This window comes from Streptomyces griseochromogenes (assembly GCF_001542625.1).
In the GTDB taxonomy this organism is placed as follows: Bacteria; Actinomycetota; Actinomycetes; order Streptomycetales; family Streptomycetaceae; genus Streptomyces; species Streptomyces griseochromogenes.
On the sequence record NZ_CP016279.1, the window covers coordinates 9,419,189 to 9,431,354 of the forward strand.

9 protein-coding genes are annotated in these 12,166 nt (G+C 73.7%); 5 read left to right on the plus strand and 4 right to left on the minus strand.

Going from position 1 to position 12,166, the window contains the following annotated elements; genetic code table 11:
- Positions 1–17 precede the first annotated feature (17 nt).
- From AVL59_RS40955 to AVL59_RS40970, 4 genes are all read left to right on the plus strand, one after another.
- Positions 18–422: a globin gene (locus AVL59_RS40955; RefSeq protein WP_067314610.1), complete on the plus strand. Its 405-nt coding sequence runs from the start codon at positions 18–20 to the stop codon at positions 420–422.
- 152 nt (positions 423–574) lie between these two features.
- Positions 575–3,838, plus strand: a complete 3,264-nt coding sequence (locus AVL59_RS40960) for an ABC transporter permease (protein WP_067314611.1) — start codon at positions 575–577, stop codon at positions 3,836–3,838.
- Positions 3,839–3,863: 25 nt separating this feature from the next.
- On the plus strand, positions 3,864–6,581 hold the full coding sequence (locus tag AVL59_RS40965) for an FtsX-like permease family protein (RefSeq protein ID WP_067318376.1): 2,718 nt from the start codon (positions 3,864–3,866) through the stop codon (positions 6,579–6,581).
- Between the two features lie 72 nt (positions 6,582–6,653).
- Positions 6,654–7,559: an ABC transporter ATP-binding protein gene (locus AVL59_RS40970; RefSeq protein WP_067314613.1), complete on the plus strand. Its 906-nt coding sequence runs from the start codon at positions 6,654–6,656 to the stop codon at positions 7,557–7,559.
- A 16-nt stretch (positions 7,560–7,575) separates the two neighbouring features.
- Here the strand turns inward: AVL59_RS40970 and AVL59_RS40975 are convergent, their stop codons facing one another.
- The 4 genes from AVL59_RS40975 to AVL59_RS40990 form a co-directional block, all read right to left on the minus strand.
- Positions 7,576–8,253 (minus strand): DUF8185 domain-containing protein, encoded by a 678-nt coding sequence (locus AVL59_RS40975; protein ID WP_067314614.1) that lies wholly within the window; start codon positions 8,251–8,253, stop codon positions 7,576–7,578.
- Positions 8,250–8,663 carry an acyl-CoA thioesterase gene (locus AVL59_RS40980; protein WP_067314616.1) on the minus strand — a complete coding sequence of 138 codons (414 nt, stop codon included), beginning with the start codon at positions 8,661–8,663 and terminating at the stop codon, positions 8,250–8,252. Before AVL59_RS40980 ends, AVL59_RS40975 begins: the two co-directional genes overlap by 4 nt.
- Positions 8,664–8,669: 6 nt before the next feature.
- Entirely contained in the window at positions 8,670–10,334 is a 1,665-nt protein-coding gene (gene ettA, locus AVL59_RS40985; protein ID WP_067314618.1) for an energy-dependent translational throttle protein EttA, read from the minus strand.
- A 308-nt stretch (positions 10,335–10,642) separates the two neighbouring features.
- Positions 10,643–11,398, minus strand: coding sequence for a GntR family transcriptional regulator (locus AVL59_RS40990; RefSeq protein WP_067314620.1), 756 nt, complete (start codon positions 11,396–11,398; stop codon positions 10,643–10,645).
- A gap of 79 nt (positions 11,399–11,477) precedes the next feature.
- Between AVL59_RS40990 and AVL59_RS40995 the strand changes: the two genes are divergently transcribed.
- On the plus strand, positions 11,478–11,756 hold the full coding sequence (locus AVL59_RS40995; RefSeq protein ID WP_067314621.1) for a hypothetical protein: 279 nt from the start codon (positions 11,478–11,480) through the stop codon (positions 11,754–11,756).
- The last annotated feature ends 410 nt before the right edge of the window (positions 11,757–12,166 follow it).

Below are 12,166 nucleotides of genomic sequence, written 5' to 3' on the forward strand. Positions count from 1 at the left end.
TCTGAGACCATGGACGCGTGAAAGAGATTCGGCGCGGCACGCTTCAGGAGCAGACCTTCTACGAGCAGGTCGGCGGGGAGGAGACCTTCCGCCGACTCGTCCACCGTTTCTACGAGGGAGTCGCCGAGGACCCGTTCCTGAGGGCGATGTACCCGGAGGAGGACCTGGGCCCGGCCGAGGAGCGGCTGACGCTGTTCCTCATCCAGTACTGGGGCGGCCCCAAGACCTACAGCGACAATCGCGGCCACCCCCGTCTGCGGATGCGGCACGCCCCGTTCACCGTGGACCGGGCCGCGCACGACGCCTGGCTGAGGCACATGCGGGTGGCCGTCGACGAGCTGGGGCTGTCCGAGGAGCACGAGCGGACGCTGTGGAACTACCTGACGTACGCGGCCCAGTCGATGGTGAACACTCCGGAGTGACCCGGCCCCGCTGAACGTCGGATTCCGGTCGTCTGGCGCCGAAATCCGGTCACGATCCGGTATAGACCGGTCGACAACCGCTTACCGGCGCGCGGCCTCCTCTGCCAGCATCGCCCGAAAGTCCTGAAGTACCGGGCGACGACGGGGGCCGGGTGACGGGGTTGGTCGTCTTACGCGCGCGGGCGCACCGCCTGCTGCTCGGCTCCGCTCTGCTCACGGTGCTGCTGACCACCGCGGTGCTGGCGACGCTCACGGCGTACGCGGGCGCGATCGGCGATGCGGCGCTGCGCCATGTGCTGAACGACCCGCGCAACGCGGCCGCCACGGCGCTCGTCGTCAAGGCCGAGGTACCGGCCGGGCAGCGCGCCGCCGCCGGGACCGCCGTACGGCACGGCGCCCGCACGACCTTCGACGGGCTGCCGGTGCGCATACGGACGCTGCGCCGCTCGGGACCGTACGCGCTGCCCCGCTCCGTGCAGCCGCCCGCCGAGCGGACGGGCGACCCGGATCTGACGTACTTCGCGGTGCTGGACCGTACACAGGTGCGGCCGGCCTCGGGCCGGCTCCCGCGCCGGAGCGCGGGCGAGATCGAGGTGGCCCTGCCCCAGGCCGCCGCCCGGCCGCTCGGGCTCCGCCCCGGCGACCGCCTCACCCTGGCCGACCGGCTCGGCGGCCACGCGGTGCGGGTACGCGTCAGCGGGCTGTACCGGCCCGTCGCCGCCAACGCGCCGTACTGGCAACTGGACGACCTGCTCGGCCGCGGGGTGAAGAAGTCCGGCTTCACGACGTACGGGCCGCTGCTCACCGATCCGTCGGTCCTCGCCGGCGGGCGGGTGAGCGCCGGTCCGACGGCCTGGCTGGCCTCGGCCGACTTCGGCACGGTGACGACCGGGCGGACCGGGGCGCTGCGGAAGGCGGCGCGGGCGGGGAGCGGGGAGCTGCGCGCCGCCGGCGCCCTGCGCGGGGCGACGACGGCGACGACCGCGCTGCCGGAGGTCCTGGACCGGGTCGACCGCTCGCTGCTCGTCTCCCGCTCCACCATGCTGATCGTCGCGCTCCAGCTGGTGCTGCTCGCCGGGTACGCGCTGCTGCTGGTGGCCCGGCTGCTGGGCAGCGAACGGGCGGCCGAGACACGGCTGCTGAGGGCCCGCGGCGCCTCGCGCGCCCGGCTCGCGGGCCTCGCCGCCGCCGAGTCGCTGCTGCTCGCGCTCCCCGCGGCCGTCTGCGCTCCTCTGCTCGCCGGCCCCCTCACCGCCGTCCTGGCCGCCCACGGCCACCTGGCCGGCCTCGGCCTCCGTCTGAACCTGCCGCCCGCCGGCGGCCCCGCCGTGTGGCTGACGGCATCCGCGACGGCCCTGGGCTGCACGCTGACGGTGGCGGTACCGGCGCTGACGGGGACCGAGGCCGAGGCGCCGCGCCGAGGGCGGCTCACATTCCTTTCCCGGAAGGGAAGTCCGGCCGGTCTTCGCACCGGCGCCGACCTCGGGCTGCTCGTCGTGGCGGGGGTCGCGTACTGGCAGTTGAGGCGGCAGGATTCCGGGGGTGTCGCGGCCGACCGGTCGGGGGCGCTCGGGGTGGATCCGCTGCTGGTGGCCGCGCCCGCGCTGGCCCTGCTCGCCGGGACGGTGCTGACGCTGCGGCTGCTGCCGCCGGTGGCCCGGCTCGCGGAGCGGGGGGCGGCGGCCGGGCGGGGGCTGCCGATGGCGCTGGCCGGCTGGCAGTTCAGCCGCCGTACCGCACGCCGGGCGGGCCCGGTGCTGCTGCTCGTGCTCGCCGTCGCGCTCGGCATGCTGGCCGTGGGACAGGCGGCCTCCTGGGACCGCTCGCAGGACGACCAGGCCGATTTCCACGCCGGAGCGCCGGTGCGTGTGCTGTCCGCGGGCGACGGCGGGCTCGGCCGCACGGACCGGTACGCGGCCCTTCCACGGGTGCGCGAGGCCGTCCCCGCCGTACGCGCCGACGAGCCCCTGTCCGGCGGCCGCACGGCGACCGTGCTGGCCCTGGACACCGCGCACGCGGCGGACGCGATGCTGATGCGCCCGGACCTGGCGGCCGTACCGGTGAAGCCGCTGCTCGCCGCGCTGGCCCCGAAGGACTCCCCGGCCGGGGCGGGGGTGCCGACGCACACCGCGCGGCTGCGGCTGACGGCGAGCCTGCGCAGCTCCGCGGGCCCCGGCACGACCGCCGATGTCACGGTCACGCTGGAGGACCGGTACGGGGTGCCGTACCAGCTGCCGTTCGGGCAGCTCCCCGCCGACGGCCACGCGCACACCCTCGCCCTCGACCTCACCTCCTCCCCCGGCCCGGCGACCCTCACCGCACTCCAGCTGGACATGACCCAGCCCGCCGGACGCTCCGAGCGACACCGGCTCACCGTCCGGGATCTGACCGCCGTCGCGGCCGACGGGACCGTACGCCCGCTCGCGGTGCCGGGCTCCTGGACCACCGCCGCGCAGACCGGTGGCGCCGCCGTCACGACCCCGGCCACCAGCCCCACCCGGCCCCAGGTCGTCTCCGCCCGGCCGCTGACCGTCTCCTACGGCACCGGGCACCTCCCCGACGCGGACTTCCGGACGGTGGCCACCTTGTCCGTCCGGCTCCAGGTGGCGCGGCCCGCACCCCCCGAGGTGAGGGCCGTGGCCACCGACCGCTTCCTGGACTCGGCGGGCGCCGGCACCGGGCAGCGCGTGGACGTGACGATCGACGGCCGTAGTCTGCCGGTGCGGATCGTCCGGTCGGTACGGGCGCTGCCCACGACCGGCGACGGCAGCCCGGACGGCGGCGCCGTACTGGTCGATCTGCGCGCCGCCGACCGGGCGTTGGAGGCCCGCTACGGGGAGAGCGTCACGCCCACCGAGTGGTGGCTGCGCACCGCGCCCGGCGACGCGGCCCAGGTGGCCGCCGCCGTACGGGCGCTGCCCGACGTGGACCCCGGGCAGGTCGTGGTGCGGGACGAGATCGCCGCCGAGCTGCGCGACGACCCCTTCGGCGCGGGCCCGACGGCCGCGTTCGCCGCGGCGGCCGTGGTGGCGGCGGCACTCGCCGCGGTCGGCTTCGCGGTGGGCACGGCCGGTTCGCTGCGCGCGCGGGAGGCGGAGTTCGCGGTGCTGCGGGCCCTCGGCGCCCCGCGCCGCCGGCTGGCCCGGACGGTCGCCGCCGAGCAGGCCGTTCTGGTCGGCCTCGCGCTGGCGGTCGGCGTGACCCTCGGCACCGTACTGGCCCGGGGCGTACTGCCGTTGATCGTGCTGACCTCCGAGGCCTCCCGGCCCGTGCCGGATCTGCTCGTGCTGCTCCCGCCCGGCCGTGTGGCGTCGCTGCTCGCGGCCGTCGCCGCGGCCCCGCTCGTGGTCTCGGCGGTGGCGGCGCTGCGCCGGTCCGATCCGGTGCGGGCGCTGCGCGAACAGGGGGGTGAGTGAGATGGGTTCCGTGCCTTCCGCGGTGATGAGCCGTGTGCCTCCCGTGGCCGCGCCCTGGGTGCGCACCCGGCTGCGGGCCGCGCCCGGCGCCGCCGTCGCGCTCGCGCTGCTGGTCGCGCTGACCGCCTGCCTGGCGGCCGCCTTCCCGCGCGCGGTCGACCGCTACGAGGACGCGGGTCTGCTGCGCACCCTGCGCCAGGCCCGCCCCGAGCGCACCACCGTGCAGGTCAGCGCGCCCCTGCCGGTCCCCGGCATGACCTCCGGCGACCCGTCCGCGACGCTCCGTCCCGAGGTGCTGAGACGGCAGTACGAGAAGCTGATCGCCGCGGTCGGCAGCCCCCTCTCCGTCGACCGCGGGCAGTCCGCGTACGGCGTCGCGACCGACGCCAGCCCGGCGGTGCCCGACCCGTGGATCCCTCGCCCGACCGGCCATCCCGCCCATGTCTCGCTGGCCGCGCGGAGCGGCCTGGCCGAGCACGCGCGCGTCCGCGAGGGACGGCTGCCGCGCGCCTCGGGCCCGGTGGACGCCACGTCGCCCGGGGTGGAGGCCGCCGTCACCGCCGCCACGGCCAAGAACCTGCACATCGAGGTCGGTTCGGTCATCCACGTGCCCGGCGTCGGCCGCGGCCCGCTCGCCGTCCGGATCACCGGCGTGCTCACTCCGCGCGACCCCGCCGGCGCGTACTGGTCGACCGTCCCGCTGCTGCGCACGCCCACACTCGTCGCGCTGCCCGTGCCGGGTCCCGTGCAGAACTACTGGCTCGGCGCGCTCCTGCTCCCGCAGGAGGCGGCCCCCGCCCTGCTGGGCACCGGCGGAGAACCCGCCCGCCACTGGTACCTGGCACCGGGCCTCGGCGGTCTGCGCGCGCACGACCTGGGCCGGATGAGGTCCGCCATCGCCTCCCTGCAGTCCGGCCCGGGGCTGCGCCGCGCCCGCGCCCTGACCAGCCCCGACGCCGACGTCGGCAGCGGCCTGGACGGTGTCGTCGCCTCGTTCTCCCGGCTGCGCTCCGGTATCTCCCCGCTGGTCGCGGTGGCCGCGACCGGCACCGCCACGGTCGCCGCCGTCGTCCTGCTCATGGCGGGCGTCCTGGCCGCCGACCGGCGCCGCCCCGAACTCGCCCTGCTGCGTGCCCGGGGCGCCTCCCTGCCCGGCCTGGCCGGCCGGCTGCTGGCCGAGACCTGCGTGATCGCCGTACCCGCGGGGGCACTCGGTCTGACGGCCGCGCTGCTCCTCGTCCCCGGCGGCCGCGCCGGCCACGCCGTCGCCGCCGCCCTGGCCGTCACCGTCACCGCCTGCGCCGCCCTACCGCTGCACGCCGCGCTCGCGCACCGCTCGGTCCGGGTGACGGGCCCGCGCGAGGACGTGACGGCACCGCGGCCCTCCCGGCGCCGGACGGTCGCCGAGCTGACGCTGCTGGTCCTGGCGGCCGGAGCGGTGGCAACCCTGCGTCGCAGCGGCACATCGGCCGGTCAACTGGTCGCGGCCGCCCCCGTGTCGACCGGCGTCGTCGCGGCCCTGCTCCTGCTCCGCCTCCATCCGATCCTGCTGCGCGGGCCGGCCCGCGCGGCCGGGCGGCTGCGCGGCGCCGTGGGCCATCTGTCCCTGGCCCGCGCGGGGCGGACACGGGCCTTCGCGGTGCTGCCGCTGCTGGCCCTGCTGACCGCGCTGACCACGGCGGCCTTCGGCGGCTCGGTGCTGACGGGCGTGGCCGCCGCCCGGGACCGTGCGGCCCTGCTCACCGTCGGGGCCGATGCCCGCGTGGACGCCGCCGCCCCGTTGCCGGCGGGCCTGGACGGGCGGGTGCGCGCGCTGCCCGGGGTGCACGGGGTGGCGGCGGTGAGCATCACCTACGACGCGAAGCCGCAGGACGGGCAGGAAACGGTGCCGCTGGTGGGCGTGGACCCGGCGCCGTACGCCGAGTTGGCGGCACACACGGGCCTGGCCCCCTTCCCCGCACAGCTGTTGAAGGCCGCGGACTCCCTGCCCGCCGTGGCCTCCCCCTCCGTCGCCCGGGCGTACGGCATCCGGCGCCCCTTACCGGTACGGCTGGAGGACGGCAGCGCGGTCACCGTCCGGATCATCGCCGTCCGCGACCGCACCCCGGCGGTGCCCGGCGCCGACTTCCTGGTCGTCGACCGGGCCGGCCTCACCGCGGCGGCCGCCCGTCCGACCTCGCTGCTGCTGACCGGCGCCCACCTGGACGCGGGGGCGCTGCGCCGTGCGGCGGCCACCGCCTCGACCGCGGTCCGCGTACGGGCCGAGGAGCGATCCCGCTACGCCGACTCCCCCCTCCAGACCGGCGCCGAACACGTCTACACGGCGGCCGTGGCGGCGGGCGCCGGCTTCGCCTTCCTCGCCCTGCTCCTCTCGCTGCTGCGGGCGGCCCCCGAACGCGCCGCACTCCTCGCCCGCCTGCGCACCATGGGTCTCACCCGCGCCGAGGGCCGCCGCCTCCTCGTTCTGGAGTCCCTCCCGCAGGCCCTCCTCGCGGCAGCCGGCGGCACCCTGACCGGCTGGGCGGCGATCCGCCTCCTCTCCCCCGGCATCGACCTGACCACCGTCGCCCTGGCCACATCCCCGACCCCACCCACCGAAAGCGGCCTGCGCCCCGACCCCTGGTCCCTGACAGTGCCCGCGGTCCTGGTCCTGGTGCTCGCCGTGGGGGTGGCGGCCCTACAGGCGTGGTGGACGGGGAGACGGGGGTCGGTGAGGGAGCTGAGGGCGGGGGACGGCCGATGAAGAAACCCAGCTGGGGCAGGCGAAACGCACCCCGGCCCAGCCACAGCACAGGCCACCCGTGCAGGAGACCCCATGACAACCACCTACGGCCAAGACGCCCTCATCACCTGCGACCGCCTGGTCCGTGTCTTCACCGCGGACGGGATCGAGGTACAGGCCCTCCAAGGTCTCGACCTCCTCGTCCGCGAGGGCGAGTTGACGGCCCTGGTCGGCGCCTCGGGCAGCGGCAAGTCGACGCTGATGAACATCCTCGCCGGCCTGGACACCCCCACCGCGGGCGCGGCCCGGGTAGCCGGCCGCGACCTGCTCACCATGACCGTGCGCGACCGTCTGTCCTACCGCCGCGAGGTCGTCGGTTTCGTCTGGCAGCAGACCTCCCGCAATCTCCTGCCCTATCTCACCGCGGCCCAGAACGTCGCTCTCCCCCTGCAGCTCTCCGGCACCCGCACCCGTCGCCGCGCCCGCACCGAACGCGCCCTGGAACTGCTGGAGCTGCTGCGGGTGGCCGACTGCCGTGACCGCCACCCGCACGAGATGTCCGGCGGCCAGCAGCAGCGCGTCGCCGTCGCGGTGGCCCTCGCGAACTCCCCCGCGGTCCTCCTCGCCGACGAACCCACCGGCGAACTCGACTCCCACACCGCCGCACAGATCTTCGACGCGTTCCGCACGGCGAACGAGACCCTCGGCACCACGATCGTCATCGTCACCCACGACCAGGCGGTGGCCGGCGAGGTCCGCCGCACGGTCGCGATCCGCGACGGCCGCACGTCCACCGAGGTACTGCGCCGCAGCGAGGTGGACGCCACGACGGGGCACGAGACGGTGGTCGCCCGCGAGTACGCCATGCTCGACCGCGCCGGCCGCCTCCAGCTGCCCGCCGAATACACGCGGGCCCTGAACATGCGTGACCGTGTCGCCCTGGAACTGGAACCGGACCACATCGGGGTGTGGCCGGACGACAGCGAGGAGAGGCCGTAGGCCGGGCGGGGCCGGGTCAGCGCACGCTGACGCCGAGGGGGCCGAGACCCGCCCGCCGCACGGCGACGGACCCGTACGGCGTCCGCAGCCTGAGCCATGCCCCGGACGAGAACAGCCCGGTGTCGGCCGCGCGGGTTCCCGGCCGCAGGAAGCCCAGGGACTGGGCGGCGTGCACGGCCCGCACCGGAAGCGGGGTCTCCGCTGTCTCCCGGGACCAGATGTCCCGCCCGATCCGGTCCAGCTCCGCGCGGGTACGCCGCTCCGGCGCCAACGCCTCCGTACGGGAGCGGAATTCGGCGACCGCTCGGGCCACCGTCCGCCGCAGTTCGTCCGGCGCGGGCAGCCCCGGCTCGGGCCGCCAGCCGGCGCGCGGGGGCAGGACACCGACCCATGGCGGTCCGGTGACCGCGGCCGGTACGGCGGCCGTGGCCGCCCGCTCGTCCACGGCCTCCAGGAACTCACCGGCGGAGACGGTCACATCGAGCGTGACGTCGAGACCGTTCTCGTACGGCTTGGCGAGCCGCACCGCGCGGACCGCCAGCACCTCGAAGGACGGCGGCCGCCCGAACACGGCGAGGGCCGTCCCCGCCGCCTGCAGGCGCACCGCGGCTCCACGGTCGTAGTGGAGCAGCCGGGAGAGGAAGGCGGCGAGGTCGGCCGCCTCCGTCTCGTCGGCGAGGTGCAGCACCGTCATGCGGCGACGGCCTCCTCGGCGGCGTCGTCCCGGTACTTCAGGAGGAACTCCCGCTCCTCGGCGGTGACCCGGCGCGGCCGCTGCGTCTCGAAGTCGAACAGGACGACCACGGTGGAGGCCTGTACGTAGATCACGTCCGCGTCCTTCACCTCGTAGGAGACGGTGAAGGACGCGGCCTTGACCTCCGTGACCCACAGCTCGATGGTCACGGGCGTGGGCCGGTGGGCGAGCTGGCGCCGGTAGTCGATCTCATGGCGCGCCACCACGGAACCCTGCTTGGACTCCTTGCCCCGCAGGGAGAAGAAGTCGATCCGCGCCTCCTCCAGATAGCGGAGGAAGATCGCGTTGTTGACGTGGCCGTACGCGTCCATGTCCGACCAGCGCAGCGGGCAGTGGTAGATGTGCCGCAAGATCGATCAGCCCCGGGTCAGCTTCTTGTAGGTGGCGCGGTGCGGACGCGCGGCGTCCGCGCCGAGCCGCTCGACCTTGTTCTTCTCGTACGACTCGAAGTTGCCCTCGAACCAGAACCACTTGGAGTCACCCTCGTAGGCGAGGATGTGCGTGGCGACACGGTCCAGGAACCACCGGTCGTGGGAGACGACGACGGCGCAGCCCGGGAACTCCAGCAGCGCGTTCTCCAGGCTGGAGAGCGTCTCGACGTCCAGGTCGTTGGTGGGCTCGTCGAGGAGCAGCAGGTTGCCGCCCTGCTTGAGGGTCAGCGCCAGGTTGAGCCGGTTGCGCTCACCGCCGGAGAGCACGCCCGCGGGCTTCTGCTGGTCCGGGCCCTTGAAGCCGAAGGCGGAGACGTAGGCGCGCGAGGGCATCTCGACCTGGCCGACGTTGATGTAGTCGAGCTCGTCGGAGACGACCGCCCACAGCGTCTTCTTCGGGTCGATGTTCTCGCGGCTCTGGTCGACGTACGAGATCTTGACGGTCTCGCCGACCTTGATGGAGCCGCCGTCGGGCTGCTCGAGACCCTGGATCATCTTGAAGAGGGTCGTCTTGCCGGCGCCGTTGGGGCCGATGACACCGACGATGCCGTTGCGCGGCAGCGTGAAGCTGAGGTCCTCGATGAGGACCTTATCGCCGAAGGCCTTGTTGAGGTTGTTGACCTCGACGACGATGCTGCCCAGACGCGGGCCCGGCGGGATCTGGATCTCCTCGAAGTCCAGCTTCCGCATCTTCTCGGCCTCGGCGGCCATCTCCTCGTAGCGCGCGAGACGGGCCTTGGACTTGGCCTGACGCCCCTTGGCGTTCGACCGCACCCACTCCAGCTCTTCCTTGAGCCGCTTCGCCCGCTTGGCGTCCTTCTGCCCCTCGACCTTGAGACGGGTCTGCTTGGTCTCCAGGTACGTGGAGTAGTTGCCCTCGTACGGGTAGGCGCGGCCGCGGTCGAGCTCCAGGATCCACTCGGCGACGTTGTCGAGGAAGTACCGGTCGTGGGTGATGGCCACGACGGTGCCCGCGTACTTGGCGAGGTGCTGCTCCAGCCAGTTCACCGACTCGGCGTCGAGGTGGTTGGTGGGCTCGTCGAGGAGCAGCAGGTCGGGGGCCTCCAGCAGCAGCTTGCAGAGCGCGACGCGGCGCTTCTCGCCACCGGAGAGGTTGGTGACCGGCCAGTCGCCGGGCGGGCAGCCCAGCGCGTCCATGGCCTGCTCCAGCTGGGCGTCGAGGTCCCAGGCGTTGGCGTGGTCCAGCTCCTCCTGCAGCTTGCCCATCTCGTCGAGCAGCGCGTCGGAGTAGTCGGTGGCCATCAGCTCGGCGATCTCGTTGAACCGGTCGAGCTTGCCCTTGATCTCGGCGACACCCTCCTGGACGTTCTCCAGGACGGTCTTCTCCTCGTTGAGCGGCGGCTCCTGGAGCAGGATGCCCACGCTGTAGCCCGGCGAGAGGAACGCGTCGCCGTTCGACGGCTGCTCGATCCCCGCCATGATCTTCAGCACGGTCGACTTACCGGCACCGTTCGGGCCGACGACGCCGATCTTGGCACCCGGCAGGAAGTTCAGGGTGACGTCGTCGAGGATCACCTTGTCGCCGTGCGCTTTGCGCGCCTTGCGCATGGTGTAAATGAACTCAGCCAAGAGAAACCGTCCGGCAGCTTGAAATCTGGCAGTGGGCAGATACACCCCATCTTGCCTGAACGCCAGGCTTGGGTGTTAACCCGTTTGATCCGGGGGCTGTGACCTGGGCTTTCGCGGGTGGCGGCGGTGGCTCGTCTGTCGCTGTCGGTCGTCGTCAGGCGGCCTCGGGGAGCCTCGGACGGCCCAGAGACGGCCCAGAGACGGCCCAGGGCGGGGCTCGGATCGGGCGCTGGACGGGCACGCCTGGGACACGGCCGACCCCGTACGGAAAGACCCATCGGGCGCGAAGACTCGCGGTCGCCGATCGGCTAACGGTTGATCGGGATCTCGTAGACGATCTCGCAGTGAGCGGCGGGCACCACGATGTCCGCCGTCTCGACGGGCCGCCCCTGGTCGCTGTAGTACGTCCGCCGGATGTGCGTGACAAGCGCGGCCTTCTGGATGCCGAGTATCGACGCCTCCTCGGCAGTCGCCTGCCGCGGCTCGGGCTGCTCCACGGCGTGGCTGACAGTGATGCCGATCGCGGCCATGCGGTTCACGACGCCCGCCCCGGCGTGTGGGCCGCCCTCGGGCAGGACGACGAGAGTGCCGGCGGTGAGGTCGTACGGCTCCCAGCTCGTGGACAGCTGGACCGGCCTGCCGTCGGCGAGGAACTCGTACGTCGTTCGGACGCACGGGTCACCCTCTGCGATACCGAGCCGCGCCGCGATGTCCGCTGGAGCAGGCACCTTGGCGTCGGTCCGGCTCTCCCAGTCCCCTTGCCTGCCTACCGCCTTCATGTCCGCCCGGAACGGCGACCCGTCGGGCTGCTCCCGCGCGGACGACCGGACTACCCGCACCCGCTGCCGGGGCTCCGCGACGTACGTGCCCGACCCGGCCCGCCCCTCCAGCACACCCTGAGAGATCAGCAGCTCCTGCGCCCGACGGACCACGTTCTCGCCCACGCCGCACTCCTGGCCGATCTGGGTGCGGGAGGGCAGACGGTCTCCCGGCTCCCATACGTGCTCCGCGATCCGCTGCCGGAGTTCGTCGGCGATGCGGAGATAGGGCGGCTGCTCAGGCATATGGAAAATCTAGTCCACTAGCTCTAATCTAGTTAACTAGCTTCACCGAAAGTGACTGCCGGTTGACGGAGGCTGCCCTGTGCCCGCTTCGGGAGTAAGCGCGGCGGCCATCGCCGCCCAGCTGTCCGCCGTCGGGCTCGCCGCGCGGGTGGAGGAGCACGACCGGTACACGTCGGTCGAAGCAGAGGTGCCGGAATCCCTCTCCGCCGAGTCCTGGCGGGAGGTCCTGGAAGTGGTGGCGAACGCCGATCGATTCGGTCTCTTCGCCACCAGCCTGAACGGCCGCACCCTCTGGGCGGTCGTACGCAAAGCGGTCCCCGCGACGGGCGATGTCGGGGGACCGAGCCATCAGCGATAGGAGCTGAGCAGCGTGCTCAACCGTATCCGCCGTGCCGTCACACTCACCAGAGCGCGGTCCGTCCCCAAGGGCAGGCACCGCCGCCCCTTAACGCCCTCCCGGCCGCCGGCTGCCCCCGCCTTCACTGCGTCCGCTGACGCGTCGACGATGATCCTGGGCAGGGCTTTCGACACTGTGAATCACCGACACCCACTCAGGGGTGAGGAAAACGCGCTCGTCCGCCCGTACGTGCTGGCTTGGGAGAAACGAGTACGGCCGCGTGCAGTGGCAGTCGCATCCCACCTGCCCGCCGAAGCCTGGTCGCCCCTCGCGGGGGTTCGCTGATGTCTCCTCGCCAACAGCGCCACATCACCGATGCCCCAGCCGCCCCCTATCGTTCGACCGCCTGCCATATCGGCACACACCTTGCT

Coding starts and splice junctions, on each gene's coding strand:
- AVL59_RS40970 (WP_067314613.1), top strand. CDS start 6,654: ATGACAACCACCTACGGCCAAGACGCCCTCATCACCTGCGACCGCCTG.
- AVL59_RS40975 (WP_067314614.1), bottom strand. CDS start 8,253: ATGACGGTGCTGCACCTCGCCGACGAGACGGAGGCGGCCGACCTCGCC.
- AVL59_RS40965 (WP_067318376.1), top strand. CDS start 3,864: ATGAGCCGTGTGCCTCCCGTGGCCGCGCCCTGGGTGCGCACCCGGCTG.
- AVL59_RS40990 (WP_067314620.1), bottom strand. CDS start 11,398: ATGCCTGAGCAGCCGCCCTATCTCCGCATCGCCGACGAACTCCGGCAG.